Annotated in this window: 16 protein-coding genes and 2 pseudogenes; 9 read left to right on the top strand and 9 right to left on the bottom strand. The window is 67.5% G+C overall.

What is annotated here, in order from left to right; all coding sequences use genetic code 11:
• Positions 1 to 37: 37 nt before the first annotated feature.
• From C7T91_RS15525 to C7T91_RS15510, 6 genes and pseudogenes are all read right to left on the bottom strand, one after another.
• Positions 38 to 691 carry an SDR family NAD(P)-dependent oxidoreductase gene (locus tag C7T91_RS15525; protein ID WP_201742117.1) on the bottom strand — a complete coding sequence of 218 codons (654 nt, stop codon included), beginning with the start codon at positions 689 to 691 and terminating at the stop codon, positions 38 to 40.
• The gene (locus tag C7T91_RS32635; protein ID WP_161555928.1) at positions 688 to 846 is read right to left on the bottom strand and encodes a hypothetical protein; all 159 of its coding nucleotides are present in this window, start codon (positions 844 to 846) and stop codon (positions 688 to 690) included. The genes C7T91_RS15525 and C7T91_RS32635 overlap by 4 nt, the downstream gene beginning before the upstream one ends.
• Positions 843 to 1,352 carry a sigma-70 family RNA polymerase sigma factor gene (locus tag C7T91_RS15520; protein ID WP_201742116.1) on the bottom strand — a complete coding sequence of 170 codons (510 nt, stop codon included), beginning with the start codon at positions 1,350 to 1,352 and terminating at the stop codon, positions 843 to 845. Before C7T91_RS15520 ends, C7T91_RS32635 begins: the two co-directional genes overlap by 4 nt.
• 157 nt (positions 1,353 to 1,509) lie before the next feature.
• Entirely contained in the window at positions 1,510 to 2,763 is a 1,254-nt protein-coding gene (locus C7T91_RS15515) for a glycosyltransferase family 2 protein (protein WP_108260024.1), read from the bottom strand.
• Positions 2,764 to 2,786: 23 nt separating this feature from the next.
• Positions 2,787 to 2,951: a hypothetical protein gene (locus C7T91_RS32630; RefSeq protein WP_161555927.1), complete on the bottom strand. Its 165-nt coding sequence runs from the start codon at positions 2,949 to 2,951 to the stop codon at positions 2,787 to 2,789.
• Positions 2,944 to 3,285 (bottom strand): annotated as a pseudogene (locus tag C7T91_RS15510) (SAM-dependent methyltransferase); the annotation flags it as partial. The gene C7T91_RS32630 and the pseudogene C7T91_RS15510, both read right to left, overlap by 8 nt.
• 104 nt (positions 3,286 to 3,389) lie before the next feature.
• Between C7T91_RS15510 and C7T91_RS15505 the strand changes: the two are divergent.
• The 4 genes from C7T91_RS15505 (at position 3,390) to C7T91_RS15490 (ending at position 6,962) form a co-directional block, all read left to right on the top strand.
• Positions 3,390 to 4,187, top strand: a complete 798-nt coding sequence (locus C7T91_RS15505) for an alpha/beta hydrolase (protein ID WP_236638258.1) — start codon at positions 3,390 to 3,392, stop codon at positions 4,185 to 4,187.
• Complete coding sequence (locus C7T91_RS38505) at positions 4,166 to 5,167, top strand: hypothetical protein (protein WP_330848847.1); 1,002 nt, start codon at positions 4,166 to 4,168, stop codon at positions 5,165 to 5,167. Before C7T91_RS15505 ends, C7T91_RS38505 begins: the two co-directional genes overlap by 22 nt.
• A 157-nt stretch (positions 5,168 to 5,324) precedes the next feature.
• On the top strand, positions 5,325 to 6,521 hold the full coding sequence (locus tag C7T91_RS15495) for an MFS transporter (RefSeq protein WP_108260023.1): 1,197 nt from the start codon (positions 5,325 to 5,327) through the stop codon (positions 6,519 to 6,521).
• A 3-nt stretch (positions 6,522 to 6,524) separates the two neighbouring features.
• A complete protein-coding gene (locus C7T91_RS15490; RefSeq protein ID WP_108260022.1) occupies positions 6,525 to 6,962 on the top strand; it encodes a cyclophilin-like fold protein in 438 nt (145 codons plus the stop codon).
• Positions 6,963 to 7,551: 589 nt separating this feature from the next.
• Here C7T91_RS15490 and C7T91_RS15480 read toward each other — a convergent pair.
• Positions 7,552 to 8,361: a class I SAM-dependent methyltransferase gene (locus C7T91_RS15480; protein ID WP_108260020.1), complete on the bottom strand. Its 810-nt coding sequence runs from the start codon at positions 8,359 to 8,361 to the stop codon at positions 7,552 to 7,554.
• A 443-nt stretch (positions 8,362 to 8,804) separates the two neighbouring features.
• Here C7T91_RS15480 and C7T91_RS15475 point away from each other — a divergent pair, with 443 nt between their 5' ends.
• The 4 genes from C7T91_RS15475 to C7T91_RS15460 all read left to right on the top strand — a co-directional run bounded on the left by C7T91_RS15475 (position 8,805) and on the right by C7T91_RS15460 (position 13,740).
• The gene (locus tag C7T91_RS15475; protein ID WP_145962898.1) at positions 8,805 to 9,308 is read left to right on the top strand and encodes a hypothetical protein; all 504 of its coding nucleotides are present in this window, start codon (positions 8,805 to 8,807) and stop codon (positions 9,306 to 9,308) included.
• 359 nt (positions 9,309 to 9,667) lie between these two features.
• Positions 9,668 to 11,563: a Na/Pi cotransporter family protein gene (locus C7T91_RS15470; RefSeq protein WP_108260018.1), complete on the top strand. Its 1,896-nt coding sequence runs from the start codon at positions 9,668 to 9,670 to the stop codon at positions 11,561 to 11,563.
• The gene (locus C7T91_RS15465; protein ID WP_108260017.1) at positions 11,554 to 11,823 is read left to right on the top strand and encodes a hypothetical protein; all 270 of its coding nucleotides are present in this window, start codon (positions 11,554 to 11,556) and stop codon (positions 11,821 to 11,823) included. Before C7T91_RS15470 ends, C7T91_RS15465 begins: the two co-directional genes overlap by 10 nt.
• A gap of 1,569 nt (positions 11,824 to 13,392) precedes the next feature.
• Positions 13,393 to 13,740: a transposase gene (locus tag C7T91_RS15460; protein ID WP_108260016.1), complete on the top strand. Its 348-nt coding sequence runs from the start codon at positions 13,393 to 13,395 to the stop codon at positions 13,738 to 13,740.
• A gap of 577 nt (positions 13,741 to 14,317) precedes the next feature.
• On the opposite strand, the pseudogene C7T91_RS15455 reads toward C7T91_RS15460, so the two are convergent.
• Both C7T91_RS15455 and C7T91_RS37905 read right to left on the bottom strand, forming a co-directional pair.
• A pseudogene (locus tag C7T91_RS15455) lies at positions 14,318 to 14,666 on the bottom strand (hypothetical protein); the annotation flags it as partial.
• Positions 14,667 to 14,905: 239 nt separating this feature from the next.
• Positions 14,906 to 15,037, bottom strand: coding sequence for a hypothetical protein (locus C7T91_RS37905; protein ID WP_269101636.1), 132 nt, complete (start codon positions 15,035 to 15,037; stop codon positions 14,906 to 14,908).
• Between C7T91_RS37905 and C7T91_RS15450 the strand changes: the two genes are divergently transcribed.
• Complete coding sequence (locus C7T91_RS15450; protein ID WP_108260015.1) at positions 15,036 to 15,602, top strand: peptidylprolyl isomerase; 567 nt, start codon at positions 15,036 to 15,038, stop codon at positions 15,600 to 15,602. The two genes, C7T91_RS37905 and C7T91_RS15450, sit on opposite strands and share 2 nt — an antisense overlap.
• Positions 15,603 to 15,607 lie beyond the last annotated feature (5 nt).

Raw genomic sequence — 15,607 nt, 5'->3', positions numbered from 1 at the left:
GCCCCGGAGGGCGCGCCATCGCTTGCAATGCCAGGTTTCAGTGCGCCGTCTGGCCGCCATCGGCGACGAAGACCGTGCCGTTGACGAAGCTGGCGCCCGGCGAGGCGAGGAACAGCACCGCCGCGGCGATTTCCCCGGGCTTCGCGGCGCGCTTCATCGGGCTGTTGGCCATCAGCGCCGCCGAGATCGCCGGATCGGCCAGCCAGCGCTCTGTCATCGGCGTCTCGATCAGCCCCGGGGCCACGGCGTTCACCCGGATGTTCCGCGTGCCGTAATCCAGCGCCGCCGCCTTGGTCAGCCCCGCGACGCCGTGCTTGGCGGCCGCATAGGGCGCCATGTCGGGATCGGCCACCACGCCCGCCACCGAGGAGGTGTTGACGATCGCGCCGCCGCCGCTGCGCAGCATCGCCTGGATCTCGTATTTCATCGACAGGAAGACGCCGCGCAGGTCGACCGCGATGATCCGGTCGAACTCCTCGATCTCGACCTCGGCCAGCGGCTTGGTCGCGGGCAGGATGCCGGCATTGTTGAAGGCCACGTCGAGGCGGCCGTAGCGGGTCTCGGCCAGCGCGACCAGCGCCTGCACATCGGCGGGCTCGGCAACGTTGGTGCGCAGGAACTCGGCCTGGGTGCCGAGGGCGCGCGCTGCCGCGGCGGTCTCTTCGGCCGCCTCGGCCATGTCGCCGATCACCAGCCGTGCGCCGCGGACGCGGCGCGCACCGCGGCAATCAGCGCCTCGTCTTCGGGGCCGTCCGGCGCGGCGAGCCGCGCCTCGACCTCGCGGCGGGCCTCCGGCGAGAGCAGCCCCAGAACGTAGTCTTCGGTAAGCGTGCGGCTGTAGGTCATGCCAGGCACTCCCGCAGCGAAAGCAGACCGCGGCGCATCCAGCTCTTCACCGTGCCGAGCGGCCGCGAGAACCGTCCGGCGATCTCCGCCTGGGACAGGCCCGCGACATAGGCCAGCAGCAGGGCGCGGCGCGACCATTCGTCGATTGTCTCCAGGCAGCCATGCAGCCGCCCGTCGCTGTCCAGCCCGTCCCAGGCCGCCTCGACGGCACCGTCGCGCATCCGGTCGAGATCTTCCGGCGGCAGGGCGTCCTCCTGGGGACGGCTGCGCAGGATGTCGATGGCCCGGAACCGGACGATGGTGTTCATCCAGGCCCGCGGCGAACCGAGCTGGCGGTCATATCTGCCGGCATTCTGCCAGATCTGCACGAACGCCTCCTGCACGGCTTCCTCCGCAAGGTCGTGACGGTGCAGGATGCGCATCGCAATGCCTTTCATGCGGCCGGATTCCGCGTCGAAGAGCTGCCGCAGCGCAGCTTCGTCGCGCGCGGCGCAGGCTGCCAGCAAACCGGCAAGGTCCGTGCAATCTTGTAAGGTCAAAACTTGTCCACTTCCCCAATTCCCCGGCCGCGTTCGCGAAGCCCGGCCGGGAAACCTCCCGGGCGGCGCCCACAGCGTGCCGTTCCTCTCTCGGTACGGAAGGAACGGGCAAAGCGGATGCAGGTCAACCCGGTTTCGGCCGGGATTCCGGAAACCCCGCCCCGGCGGCCCTGCCATGTATCCGGCGCCGAACGCACCGGATACATTCTTGGGTTGCAAGGACTTGAGCCGGTTCCCGCACGGCCGCGGCACCGCTGCCTCCATCCACGGCAGGTCCGGTTCTTCCGTGGCCGGAAACCGCGGCGGGCGGCATCGGCCGAAGACCGCGAAGGAGTCCGCCACGGCGGAGACCCGCCCGGATCATCGGCACCGTGCCACTCGGCCGCGCGACGGGCCGCGAGCAATGCAAGTCCGGGCCAGGACCCCGCGGAGTGGCCGCGACCGGCTGGCGGCGCTGCCGGAGGGTCCCGGGCAGCTGGCGCAGCCCGTCGGCCAGTCCGCCCAGAACCGCGCGGCCGCGGCGGTGCCGCATGGCCTGGAGAAGCGAGAGCCAGACGCCGAACAGGAAAAGGGGCCAGGTCGCGAGCAGCAGCAGGAGCGGCGTGTTGCGCAGGTAGAGCCGCAGCCGGTTTCGGCTGCTGATCCGCAGGGTCCAGTCGCTCTTGGCACCGGAGCAGCCGCCGCTGCGGTGCAGGATGCGCGCGGAGGGAACGAACACGCACTCCTGCCCTGCCAGCCGCGCCCGGCAGGCGAAATCGACATCCTCGAGATAGCAGAAGAAACTCTCCTCGAAGCCGCCGAGATCGAGGAAAAGTCGCCGCGACATGAATGCCCCGGCCGCGCAGGCCCCGAAGCATCGCCCCTCCCCGGGCATTTCCGCGAGCGGACGGCCGTGGCTGCCGCGCCAGGCCAGCCCGGTTGCCGAATAGACATCTCCGGCCCCGTCAAGCACGCTTGGCCGGTCGAGCAGGGCCTGGGCAGAGGCAAAGACCCCGCAGCCTGGATGCCGCCCGGCCGCCCGCAACAGCGCCTCCAGCCAACCCGGTTCCGCCTCGGCATCGCAGTTGAGCATGGCCAGCCAGCGCGACCGCGCAGCGCGCGCTGCGGCATTCGTTGCCGCGGCGAAGCCGAAATTTCCCGAGAGGCAGAGAAGCTTCAGATCTGGATGCCGCTGCCAGTCGACGAGCCCCAGAGAGCCGTCGGTCGACCCGTTGTCGACCACCAGGATCTCGTCCGGAGCGCGGGTCTGCACCACCAGCGAGTCCAGCGCCCGGGCCAGCTGCGGCCCGGAATTGTAGTTCACCAGGATGACGGCGATGGTCTCGCCAAGATCGCCCGCAAGAGAGACAGGATCGTTGGGATGCGGCGGGTTGCTCATGGATCTTGGCTAACGGCAGACACCTAAGGGGAAATTAAGCCGTGTAACGAATTTGCACAAAAAAAGGCGCCGGGCACGTCGGCCCCGAGCGCGGCGCGGTCGAGATGCGGCCAGCCGAGGCGGGCGGAGAGACGGTCGCCCAGTTCGGCGCCGCCCTGGGTGAGGCTGAGGATCACGGGCTCAGACATGGGCATCCTTTCCCGGAATGAGGATCATGGAGAAATAGGGCACCGCCGCGGGCGCCTCGGCAAGCGGGCAGACCTGCTGGTCCGGCAGCGAGGCATGCTGCACGAGCACCGCGCGGCCGGTCAGGCCGAGGTCTTCGATCACGGCGCGGGCCTTGGGGAAGTGGCGGCCGAGCTTCATCAGAACGGCGGCATCCGTGGCGGCGAGCCGGTCGCGCAGCACGTCCTCCGGCAGGGTCGCGGGCAGCACGGTCAGCACGTCCTGGCGGGCGCAGAGCGCGCGGGCGGCGCCCGCGGCAGAGGCGCCGAGCGACGAGACGCCGGGGGTGATTTCCGTGGGGAAGCGGTCGGCGAGACGGCCGAAGGGACAAAACCTTCGCCAAGAGCGACCGGGTCGACCACCGCAAGGTCGCCTTCGCCAACCGCTACGGCATCGCTCTGGTGGGCGATCTCTACCTGCCGAAGGACCGCGGCGAGGCGCCGCTGGCCGCTCTCGCCGTTGCCGGTCCCTTCGGCGCGGTGAAGGAACAGGCCGCCGGCCTCTATGCCCAGGAAATGGCCGAGCGGGGCTTTGCCGCGCTGGCCTTCGACCCGTCCTTCATCGGCGAAAGCGGCGGCCAGCCGCGCTATGTCGCCTCGCCGGACATCAATACCGAGGATTTCATGGCTGCCGTCGACTGCCTCGGCCTGCTGCCCGAGGTCGACCGCGAGCGGATCGGCATGATCGGCATCTGCGGCTTCGGCGGCATGGCGCTGAACGCGGCCGCGCCGGACAAGCGGGTCAAGGCCGTCGCCGTCACCTCGATGTACGACATGAGCCGGGTGATGGCGAAGGGCTATTACGACGCGATGACCGCCGGGGAGCGCAGTGCCGCGCTCGACGCGATGAGCCGCCAGCGCTGGGAAGACGCCGCTTCGGACGACGCCCCGAAGCTGGCGGGCGGGCTGCCCGACACGCTCGACGGCATCGATGACCCGGTGATCTCGATGTACCACGCCTATTACAAGACGGATCGCGGCTATCATCCGCGGTCGCTGAACTCGAACGGCGGCTGGAACGTCACCTCGGCGATGTCCTTCATGAACATGCCGCAGCTGACCTATGTCGACGAGATCTCGCCGCGCCCGGCGCTGATCATCGCCGGGTCCGAAGCGCATTCGCGGTATTTCAGCGAAGACGCCCATGCCGCGGCTGCCGAGCCGAAGGAGCTGGCAGCATGTATGACATGTCGCGCGTGATGGCGAAGGGCTATTACGACAGCCTCACCGACGAACAGCGTGCCGAAGGTCTGGCCGCCATGAGCCGTCAACGCTGGGAGGACGCGCAGAGCGGGACACCCGCGCTTGCCGGCGGTCTGCCGGACAGCCTCGACGGCATCGATGATCCGGTGATCCGCATGTACCATGCCTATTACAAGGATCCGCAGCGCGGCTACCACCCCCGGTCGGTGAACTCGAACGACGGCTGGACCGTGACCAACCCGCTGTCCTTCATGAACATGCCGCTGCTGACCTATATCGACGAGATCAGCCCGCGCCCGATGCTGGTGATCGCAGGCTCCGAGGCGCATTGTGGTCGCCACCGCTTTCACCCGCTTGTCGGCTGCCACAGCGTTCAACGCCATGCCACCGAAACCGCAGATGCCGATGATGCCAAGCCGTTCGCGGTTCACCGCATCATGCAGCCCGAGGCAATCGATCGCCGCCATGAAGTCTTCGGTGTTGATGTCCGGCGAGGCCACCGAACGCGGCTGGCCGCCGCTTTCGCCGACATAGGACGGATCGAAGGCGAGGGTGACGAAGCCGCGCTCCGCCATGATCTGCGCGTAAAGGCCAGCGGCCTGCTCCTTGACCGCGCCGAAAGGGCCGGCCACGGCCAGCGCAGGCATCCGGCCCTCGGGCCGCTCGGCTGGCATGTAGAGATCGCCCACCAGCGTGATGCCGTAGCGGTTGACGAACTCGACCTTGGCATGCTCGACCGCGTCGCTTTTCGGGAAGGTCTTGTCCCAGTCGCCGGTCTGGGCGCGCAGCGGATTGCCGAAGGACGAAGCGGCGATCGCGGCGGCGCTGACGCCAGCCATCTTGAGCAGGTTGCGGCGGCCTTCGTTGGTGACGTCGGCTTCGGCGGAGATTTGCGGTGTCTCGGTCATCGTCGATCCCTGTGGTTGCTGTTGCTGAGTGAAAGGTGGGACGTCCGGACTGCGCTATTAGAGGCATGAATCCGCATGTCGTCATGAGCCTTCCTCATGAATGGGGGGGGCAGCTCCGGAACCGCGCTTTGATCGATGCCGCGCATCACTGCATGCAAAATTCCCGCATAATCGAACCCTTGCAGAACGGATAACAAGGGCGGGAAACAGACAGACGGAGCCGATCTTGACGGATACCCCCTTCGAACAGCCGGACATGGCGGACCGAGGCGCCTGGGCTGCGGTGCTGTCGATGTCGCTCTGCGTGGCGATGCTGATCGCGTCGGAATTCATGCCGGTCAGCCTGCTGACGCCAATGGCCGAAGGGCTTGGCGCCACCACCGGGCAGACCGGGCAGGCGATTTCGATCAGCGGGCTGTTTGCGGTGGCGACCAGCCTAGCGATCACCACGGTTGCCGGCCGGATCAACCGCAAGACGGTGCTGGTCGTGCTGACGGGGCTGATGCTGATCTCACTGGTCGTGGTGGCGTTGGCGCCGTCCTTCGCCGTGCTGATGGCGGGGCGCGCGCTGCTCGGGGTATGCGTCGGCGGGTTCTGGTCGCTGGCGACATCGATCCTCATGCGGCTGGTGCCGGATCGCGACGTGCCCCGCGCGCTTGGGCTGATGTACGGCGGACAGGCGATTGCGGCTGCCTTTGCTGCGCCGCTGGGAAGCTACCTTGGCGACATCGTCGGCTGGCGCGGCGTGTTCTGGGCGCTGGCACCGGCTGTGGCGCTCAATCTTGTCTGGCACATCGTCGCGCTGCCGTCGCTGCCGGTCGAGACGCGGCAGAACTTTGCCACCTTCGGCACGCTCCTGCGGCGGCGCCATTTCCGGCGCGGGCTGTTGGCAATCACCTTCACCTGGGGCTCGGCCTTCACCATGTTCACCTACCTACGGCCGTTCCTGGAGCAGGTCACGGGCGTTGGGGTCGACCTGCTTTCCGTGCTGCTGCTGGTGCTCGGGGGAGCTGGCTTCGTCGGCTCGTCGCTGTCAGGCCGCATGGCCGGGGACCGGGTCGAGCGGATGCTGCGCCTGCCGGCGCTGGTGATGGGCGGCTGTACGGCCGCGCTGCTGGTTGCCGGGGGATCGGTGATCGCGGCGGGGGCCCTGCTGGCGATCTGGGGCGCGATGAACACCGCCATGTCGGTGATCTGGATGAGCTGGATGTCGCGCAACGTGGACGACCTGCCCGAGGCAGCGGGCGGGCTGATGGTGGCGGTGATCCAGGCGTCGATCCTGCTGGGCGGCGTGATCGGCGGCTTGCTGCTGGACCTGATCTCGATCGGGGCCACCTTTGCCGGAAGTGTGCTGATGGCCGTCGTCGCGCTTGCGATCACCGGCACGGGCCGCCACCTTCTGAAACCGAACACGGAGAGCTGACCCATGACACGCCCCATCCTCCCGACCCGCCGCGCCGTTCTGGCCGGTGGCGCAAGCGCCCTGTTGGTGCCCGCCGCGGCCCGCGCGCAATCCATGCGGATGCGGGTCGGCTTCGACGATCAGCAGGTGATCTATCAGCTGTTTGACAATCCGACGGTGCGCGACCTGATCTCGATGCTGCCCTCCGATCTCGAGATCCGGGACTTTTCGACAAACGAAAAGATCGTCCATCTGCCGCGCCGCCTCGACGAAGGCGGGTTCGAGCCATTCCACGACGAGACGCCGGGGGATCTGTGCTATTTCCTCGGCTGGGGGAACCTTGCGCTCTTCCACGACGACTACACCTTCCGCGACGATCTGATCCGGCTGGGCCGTATCGAGGGCGACGTGGCGCCCCTGCTGCACAAGGGCACCTATCCCGTCCGGATCGAGATGATCTGACCGAAGGGCACGGGACCCCCCGTCATCTGCGCGAAACTGGCCAGAACCGCCACCGGTCCAAGCATCGCTGGCGGCGGCGCGTGCAGCGGTGGGGAAGACGGTCGAGGAGCGTGGTCGTCATCTTGGCTGGCTCTGTTGCTGGCGCTCCTCTTTCCAGCGGGGCGAAGGCGGCCACCCGGTTGCAGGAGCCCTCGCAGCCCGAGCTTGCGGGTCCGGCGTGCAGGTGCTTCCGCGGCTTGACCGCCTCGGTCTTCGGCCAGGCCGCCAGTTTGCCCCCCGTTAGGATCCAGCTTGTCCGGCCGTTCGGGACCCTGGAACTTCGGAACCACCGTTCCGGCCTAAGATGATTGCGGATCGCTCGGCGCAGCCTCGGACCGGTGGCGGCGCGCGCCTCGCTCCGGGATAACCCGGTACGCAGGGATATTTTCCGGATCGGGAGCTGGTCCGATAATGGCCAGCGTCGGATCGTGCCCGGAAATGCCATGTCGATCATTCCGTTGCCCCCGATGATCAAGTCAGGGGCGAGTCCGCACATGGGGCGGTTCTCAACGGAATTTTCCGGGCTTCCCGGGCAAGGTCTCGACGGAATTCAACACGTACAGGTAAACCTCGTCGCTTCCAGCGGCATCTTCATGTCGGATGGGCCGAACATCACATTGAGGGCTCTGAGAACCGCCGTGAAGACAGTTTCCGGGTCAACGCCTCCTCGGCTCCTGATTTCATCAATCAGTGGATTGCCGAAGACGAGCCCTCTGGCAAATCCTTCGGGATCGACGATTTTCTTGCTCAGCCGGATCGTTTCGTTCTTGACATCCCGCCAACCTGCGGTTGCCAGATCTTGCCGAACCTTTTCAGGGTTCCCGTAGTGAAAGGGGATCTTGTAGAACCCCGGGGGGGTGCCGGGGAAGAATTGCGCGGGAACGCCGTAGGCGATTAGCGAATATGGGTTCTCTTGCATGGCGCTGAACACGTTGAACACGTAGCGCCCGCCGGGCTCGAGCACGCGTGCCGCTTCTCGAAACGAGGCAGGTTTGTCAGGGAAGAACATCACGCCGAACTGGCAGACCATAAGATCGAACGCGTCATCGCGGCAATCCAGCTCCATTGCGTTGGCGACTTTGAAATCTACGTTCTCGCCCTCCGAAAATTTTTGCCGCGCCACGTCGAGCATCGGAGCGTTGAGGTCGGTAACCAGCATGGAACTCTCTCCGGGCAAGCAATCCCGAAGTTTTCTGCTGACGATGCCGGTGCCGGCTGCCAATTCCAGGACCTTTGCCGCCGAACCCTTGCAAGCTTCGGCTACCAGCTTGTCGCCGAAGTCGGCAAACAGAACTGGACCGAGGCCAGCGTCATAGTGTGTGGGGATGTCCCCGATAAATTCGGCTGCCTTCTCGGACAAGTTGGCTACCCTCCTCGCCCCATGCTACCATGAAAACGAAAAAAGCCTAATTGGGGGCTTTCCACCGCCTTTCGACAGCGCGGGAGCTTTGGCGCGTCACCGGTGATTTAACCAACGTCACCATCCTGGGCCGCGGAGCGGACCCAGCCGCTCGCCTGTCGTCCCCGTCGGGCCCCTTTCACCCCTTTCTGCCGGTCGCAACGGTCAGAGCTTCAACCTCGCCGGTCGGGCATGTGCTCCCAAGTCCGGTCATTCACCGTCTTCGGCCGTGCTGGCGAAGGCAGCAGAAAGCGATCAGCCTTGCCAATAACGTCATGCGAGACTTATCCTCGCAGCAGCATGACTCGCCGGCTGGCGACTGCGGCCTCGGCAACTCCGCCACGGCATGCACGGCGTTCAAGCCCGGCATGGCGACATTGAGCTTCGGTGCGGAGGCCGGTGCCATGGCAAACGATGGCCCTTTGAGGGTGACCGTGGAATGGGAAAAGGCGGTGCCCTTCGACACTTCGAAACGCGCCCATCTCTACACGATGCGCGATGCCACCTATGCCCTTTACATGTTGCTGGAACGCGAGGCTGGGTCGTCTTCCGCCGAGTTAATGTACATCGGCATCGTCAAGAGTGCCTATCGTGATCTCTACCAGCGGATGACCGAGCACCAGAAAGACTGGATCGGCAGGCTGATGGCCTCTGGCAGTGCAGTGACGGTCAAGTTCGGCCATCTCTGGACGACCGGCGAGGCGACCTCGCGCCTTCTCGAAGATGTGGAAAGCGCGCTGGTGTTCGGCCGAAATCCGCCCGAGAACACCGCGAAGATGAAAAGCTACACGCTCTACGAGGATGTTATTGTCACCAACAGGGGCGCAGGCAAATATCTCGCCCGCACCTACGACACAGCGCTGCAGCGCAAGACCGGAGGAACCGGAATACCGCAGCGGAAGTCGTGACATGGACCCGGACGACGCGGGGTCCGCGAGCGCCGACAGACTTCGCGACGGCAATGGCTGCCGCTCGCGCCTGGCCACAGGCAGGAACCTTGGCAGCCCGAACCTGCCGGTCGTGCCAAGCGCAGCGCGCGCCTGGCGGCAGCCCTTTCGTGCCGGTCGCGACTGACCTTGCCCCCGGACCGCGGATTGGCGCGATGTACATCATATGGCGACGGCGATCCGGGCCCGGTCACAGCGTGACCCCATGTCTGCCCGCGGCGGACGCTGACGGAAGGTCCGCATTGACGGAGCGGAACGGAAAGGCGCAAAGCTGGAGCCCCACGGCCGGAAGGAGACGGCACAATGAAAGCACGGGCCCGATGAAGCGCTATGTCCTTCCCGCCGCCATGGCAGGCATGATCCTGGCTTTCTGGCGCGTTCCCGACCTGCAGGAGATCGCCGCCGGGGTCGCGGTCTTCCTCTTCGGGATGTTCATGCTCGAGGACGGGTTCAAGCTCTTCGGCAGCGGCGCCATGGAGCGGGTGCTGGCCGGCGCCACCCGATCGAAGCTGCGCGCGCTGCTCTCGGGCTTCGTCACCACCTCGCTCCTGCAGTCGAGTTCGCTCGTCTCGGTGATCACAATCTCTTTCCTCAGCGCCGGGCTGATCACGCTCGCAGGCGGGGTCGGCATCATCTACGGCGCCAATATCGGCACCACGACCGGAGCCTGGCTGGTCGCCGGGCTGGGGCTCAAGGTCGATATCGCCGCCTATGCCATGCCGATGCTGGCGCTCAGCATCCTGCTGGTCTTCCAGTCGTCCAAGCCGCTGCGCGGCGCGGGACTCGCGCTCGGCGGGCTCGGCTTCCTGTTCCTCGGCATCCATTTCATGAAGGACGGGTTCGACACCTTCCAGGAGCAGATCGACCTGACCCGGTTTGCCCTGACCGGCCTTGCCGGGCTGGCGGTCTATGCCGTGATCGGCGCCGCCGCCACGGTGGTCATGCAATCGAGCCACGCCACGATGGTGCTGATCCTGACCGCGCTGGCCTCGGGGCAGCTGACATACGAAAATGCGCTGGCGCTGGCGATCGGCTCGAATGTCGGCACGACCGTCACCGCGATCCTGGCCGCGCTCGGCGCCAACGTCCAGGGGCGGCGGCTGGCGCTGGCGCATCTGGTCTTCAACGCCGTCACGGCCGTCGTCGCGCTTGCCTTCATCACGCCGCTTGCCGGCGCGGTCGACCGGATCGCCGCCGGGCTCGGCATCGCGGCAGACGACTACGCGTTGAAGCTCGCGGTCTTCCACACGGTCTTCAACCTGCTCGGCGTCGTGCTGATGCTGCCGCTGCTCGACCGGCTGGTCGCGGCGCTCGAACGCTGGCTGCCGGAGAAGCTGCCGGAGACCAGCCAGCCGCATTACCTCAACCAGGCGGTGGACGACCTGCCGCTGACCTTCGAGACCGCCCTGCGCAAGGAGGTGCAGCATCTCACCGACAACGCCCTCGGGCTGATCCTGCACGGGCTGAATCTCGATGAGAAGACGGTCTTCGGCAGCGCAGATCTCGAGGGCACCGTGCGCGCCGCCCGGGCCGCCATCCCGCTCGATTACGACGATGCCTATGAGCGGCGCGTCAAGTCGCTCCATGCCGCCATCCTGGAATTCTCCAGCCATATCGGCGACCGGAAATTCGCCCCCGAGATTGCCGACCGGGTCTACGAGCTGCGCGACGTGGCCGGGGATGTCGTGCAGGCGGTCAAATCGGTCAAGCACCTGAGGAAGAACGTCCAGCGCTACACCACGCGGTCCTTCGGCGTGACCACCGAGCTCTATGACGGGCTGCGGGCGGAGCTGGCGCGGATTGCCGCCGAGATCCATGCGCTGTCCCTGGCCGATCCCGAGGAGCGCAGCGCGCTCTGGCTCGACCAGGAGCGGGTGCAGATCGAGCATGACGCACGGGCCACCTCCGAGCGGGTGGACAGGCTGATCCGCTCGGACCTGCTGTCGGCGGAGCGGGCGACCTCCTTCCTCAACGACTCGCGCTATGCCTACGCGGCAATGCGGCTGCTGACAGATGCCGCGCGGCGCTGCTACATGGAACGCGACCTGGCCATGGCCGAAGTCGAGAAGCTGCTCGCGCTCGACGAAGACGAACTGCCCCATCCGGGGGAGCCCGGCGCGGCCGCCGAGCCGGGCGGGGCCGGCGGGGGAACTGCCATCCGGGAGACCCGGCATCCTGCCGGTCTCGTTTCGCGGGAGCCGATGCGATGGGACTGAAGAAGCTGGCCGCCAAGCTTGCCGATTACCGGTCCCGCCAAGAGAGCGGCAATGCGAGCGAGATCCGCCCGGACCATGTCGCGCGGATCCTCGGCAAGCTGCACCGGAAGGAGCACGCCCTGGCGGAGGAGATCGCCGCCGCCCCGGATGACGGGACGCGCGAGCGCCTCGAACACAAGCTCGCCGTGGCGCGCGAGCAGATCGCGCGTGCCGAATGGCTGATGGAGGAACTCGGCCGGACCCCGCCCTCCGCCGGCTGAGGCCATCCGGGCTCGGGGCCAGGACGCCGCCGCCGCTCTGCGGCAGGCTCCGGCCCTTGGCAGCTGCGCGGCATCCGCGGATCGGCATTCCCGGCCCCGAGCCGCTGCCAAGGCGCGCTATCTGGCGCTGATTGGGCGGAACTGGCTGCCGCCCAGCGGTCTGCGCCGGGCAGCTCGAAGCCTTCGGAAGACGTTTGGATGGTGCCGGAGCGGCAAGACCGCGAGGCGCTCCCGGATCCGGTGACCTTCCGCCTGCAGCCGGGGGTTTGCCCGTTCCTTCCGCCGAGAACAGCGGACCGTCCCGTTTCGAGGGTGCTGCGGACGCTCGGCGCCGGTCCGCGCCGTGATGCAGTTGCCAAAGCAAGAGAGAGGACGGCACTGCCGCCTGTTCGCGGTGGGAGCCACATCTGACCGGGGTCTGCCATGGCCGCTCCGGCCTGCCCCGGCCGGCCGGTCGGGTTTCGATCCCGGCGCAGGGCGGGATCCGGCGTCACGGTCCAATGGCGAAGCCGCACATTGCGCGGCCTCCGGCGCGGGCTGCCGCCTGCCCAGCCGGGAATGCGGGCATTGGGAGCGGCAATGGCGACGCAGCGCCGCGCGGCCAGGGCTGTGGGGGTGCGAAGAAGGCTGCGGCCAAGCTTTCGAAAGATGCCGGCCTTGGTCCGCCGCAGCGGGAGGCGCCGTGCCTTCGGGACGACCGACCGCCGCTGCAAACCGAGGTGCAAGCCGGTCTTCGCCAACGCATCATCCGAAGGCGCAGAACGTGCACAGCCTGCCGAAACTGAATGTCCGCGCGGCCGAGCCGGAGCGCATCTGCCTGGCCGACATCAGCTGTGCCGCAGCCGGCGGAGACGGTCGCATCGTGCCGCCTTCCCGATCCTTGGCCGGACCGATGGCGCAGGCTGCGGCGGAGACTGCCCGCGGGGCAGCGGGCCGATGCCGGAGGGGATGACGGACTTCTCCGCGGACACCGCGATCCGCCTGGCGTCGGAGACCTGCCGCCCGGCCGGGTTTGCCGTTCCGGCCGGGTTTGCCGTTCCGGCCGCGGAATTCGCCATGCAGACGGCGACTGCCCGCGGTTGTCCGTTGAGCTGGAAGCGGCAGTCTCGATGCGCAGAAAGGACGTCCCTTCGAAGGTTCAGACCAAACCAATGGAGGGCTTGTCCGCAGCGGCGATGTCCGGACTGGCCCATCGAACCAATGTCCGGGCCCGCCCTGAGGTCCGCGCGGCGCTGTGCGAATGCTCCGGAACTCACTGCAAGCGTTGCCGCCGGCATTCCGGCACCGGACACCGCATGCCGAACAGGCAAGGGTCGGCAGGCCGCCGCAATGACCGGCCGGTTCGGGAGCCGGGGGCAAGCATGAACGGCCTTCCCCTCCAAGCGGTTCTCCGGTGTTCCCCTGACCCTGCTTCCATGCATCGTAAGCGGTGCATCGGTTCCCCGGATCCGAAGTTGGAGCCTTTCGGCATTGCTTTAAGATCCAGCGTTGCCGGGCTGCGGTGTGCCGGTCGCCATGCGGCGGTGACGATCCGCCCGGTCCCACGCATGGAACAGGACGACACAAGCGATGAGCAGAACAGTCTGGGGATTCACCGTGACGCGCAGCAAGAGCGGCCGCAACATCTGGCCGCCGGAGCTGAAACGCGAGGCTGCCCGAAGGATGCTGGACGACGGCCTGCCTCCGGTAGACATCGCCCGGGAAATCGGCGCCAATGACTGCATGCTCCGCGATTGGCTGAAGGACGACCGCGTCCGCCGCGCCTCTGTCCGGCACGCGTCGGCCGGTTTTGCCGAGGTCTCCGTCGAAGATGCGGAGCCCGCGCTGCCCCGCCCCGCGGACCCTGTCCCGGACCAGGCAGCCCCCATCGCCATTTCGATCGGCGACCTCCGCATGGAGGCCGTCTGCACCGCATAGCCCGACCGCGACGGCCTCAACCGCGCGCCCGGCTCGCAATCCGCCACGCCGAAAGCCTCGGCATCCGCGCCGCCATCTTGCGGCGGCCGCACCAGCCATGCCGACGGCAGCGCAACGAAGGCACCGTGGCGACGGCCCCAATCGACAACCGGCCGTTTGCCGGCACAAGAACTCGCCATGACAGAGTTTCCCAGCCCCCCCAGATCCCCTAGGGTTGATAACATCATCACGGTCACGCGACGTCCATGCCGGAAACTCCGTCACTGCCCCGCGAGGACGTCCATGCGAGCCTTACAATGGCAAAGCAAAGGTGACCGCCGGATTAACCCGCATGTCACAACTTGCAATCCGCATGTTTGCACATGAATTAGGCAATGCCCGCGAACGACCTTGCCCCGCCCGACTCGCCGGACACTTGCCCGATCCGGCAGGCAAAGCCCACGCCCCAGGCGCCGCAAGGCCAGCCCCGGCAGGCTCCCGCATCATGCCGCCACCCCGCGGACTTGCCTTGGGCCTTGTGAGCGGCATTGTTGCAGAAGTCGGGTTCAGGACATGATGGCCCTTTTCCCAGCTGAGGTCAGGCCGCGCGTTCGATCCCGGAGGTGCCGGGGGCCTTGAAGCGGTTCATCAATGAGCGGCAAGCGCCATTGCTCCGAGCGCAGCCGCGAATGACGCGGATGTGGATCTCGGCGGTCTGGCGGTCGGGGTCCCCCGAGGCGATCCGCTCGCCGAAGGACTTGAGGTTCCGCATCCTGGCCTTGAGCCGACTGCGGACGTGATCGCCGGACCACTTCTTCCAGAGCGAGCCGGAACCGTGGCGCCAGTAGCGCCGCGGAAGTCCGGCGAACGCGGCCGAGATGCCGGGTGGCCTTCGGGATGTCGTTGCGGGGGGCCATTGTCCGCCGCCGCCAGCGGCGCCCGGACTGAGCTTGCCCCCGGATCGCGGACTGGGCTCGAAGATTGCACGCATCCGCGGCAACAGGGCGTCCCGGGACGCCTGGCGCGCCGCCCGTTTCGGGGCCGCGGCACGCCAGGAATGGAACCAGCTCGTGCTGACCGGAAGCACCCGGCACATGAGGATGACGGAGCGCTCGGCAGCGCGGGCGGCGATGAAGGCGCACTTGTCCTTCACGGCTTCGCCGCCCACTGCGCGAAGCCGGGCGGGTCACGCCACCGGTTCGAGGGACCAGACCGGCTGCCCTTCGCCATGCCCGAGCTGCAGGCGCGGCTGGTCCGCGACGCGCTGGCCGGGCAGGGCATCGAGGCAGAGCTGTTCGATCCGGAGGGCGCGTGACATGGCGGCGCCGGGACACGAGATGCATGTCGGGATCGCCGAGGCCGGCAAGCTCGCCGCGCTGAAGGGCGACCATGCCGGGGCGCTGCGCCACTACCGGGCGGCGATAAGGCTCTGCGTCGGGGCGAAGGCGCCGGAGGTGTTCTTCCGGCACTATACCCAATGCGTGATGGAAAGCCTCGAGCAGACTGGGCAGTTCGCCGAGGTGATCGAATACTGCGCGATGGCCGATGCCCATTACCGTGCGGCCGGCGCGTGCAATCCCCTCCAGCGGCGCGACCATGGCAGCATCCTGGAGCGGCTGGGGCTGGTGCGGCTGAAGGCGGGCGAGACGGAGGCGGCGCGCGAGGCGCTGGAGGAGGCCGTGACGCTGGCGGGGCCGAAGGCGCTGCCCTTGGCCGAGACTGTGCTCGGCTGGCTCAGGCGGGGGATGCGGGTGGAGCCGCGCCGCCTGGCCGAGCTGCAGAAGAAGTCGGGATATTTCACCGTCCGCGAGGACCGCGTCGATCCGGCGCGGGCCCGCCCCCTGCCGGATCCGGCGAAGCAGGAGACCGTCCCGTTCGGCTGATCCGG

Origin of the sequence: Mangrovicoccus ximenensis (assembly GCF_003056725.1) — a bacterium.
In the GTDB taxonomy this organism is placed as follows: Bacteria; Pseudomonadota; Alphaproteobacteria; order Rhodobacterales; family Rhodobacteraceae; genus Mangrovicoccus; species Mangrovicoccus ximenensis.
This window is presented reverse-complemented; position numbering and strand designations above follow the sequence as displayed.

Coding starts and splice junctions, on each gene's coding strand:
- C7T91_RS32635 (WP_161555928.1), bottom strand. CDS start 846: ATGACCTACAGCCGCACGCTTACCGAAGACTACGTTCTGGGGCTGCTC.
- C7T91_RS15515 (WP_108260024.1), bottom strand. CDS start 2,763: ATGAGCAACCCGCCGCATCCCAACGATCCTGTCTCTCTTGCGGGCGAT.
- C7T91_RS32630 (WP_161555927.1), bottom strand. CDS start 2,951: ATGTCTGAGCCCGTGATCCTCAGCCTCACCCAGGGCGGCGCCGAACTG.
- C7T91_RS38505 (WP_330848847.1), top strand. CDS start 4,166: ATGTATGACATGTCGCGCGTGATGGCGAAGGGCTATTACGACAGCCTC.
- C7T91_RS15490 (WP_108260022.1), top strand. CDS start 6,525: ATGACACGCCCCATCCTCCCGACCCGCCGCGCCGTTCTGGCCGGTGGC.
- C7T91_RS15475 (WP_145962898.1), top strand. CDS start 8,805: ATGGCAAACGATGGCCCTTTGAGGGTGACCGTGGAATGGGAAAAGGCG.
- C7T91_RS15470 (WP_108260018.1), top strand. CDS start 9,668: ATGAAGCGCTATGTCCTTCCCGCCGCCATGGCAGGCATGATCCTGGCT.
- C7T91_RS15465 (WP_108260017.1), top strand. CDS start 11,554: ATGGGACTGAAGAAGCTGGCCGCCAAGCTTGCCGATTACCGGTCCCGC.
- C7T91_RS15460 (WP_108260016.1), top strand. CDS start 13,393: ATGAGCAGAACAGTCTGGGGATTCACCGTGACGCGCAGCAAGAGCGGC.
- C7T91_RS15450 (WP_108260015.1), top strand. CDS start 15,036: ATGGCGGCGCCGGGACACGAGATGCATGTCGGGATCGCCGAGGCCGGC.
- C7T91_RS37905 (WP_269101636.1), bottom strand. CDS start 15,037: ATGTCACGCGCCCTCCGGATCGAACAGCTCTGCCTCGATGCCCTGCCC.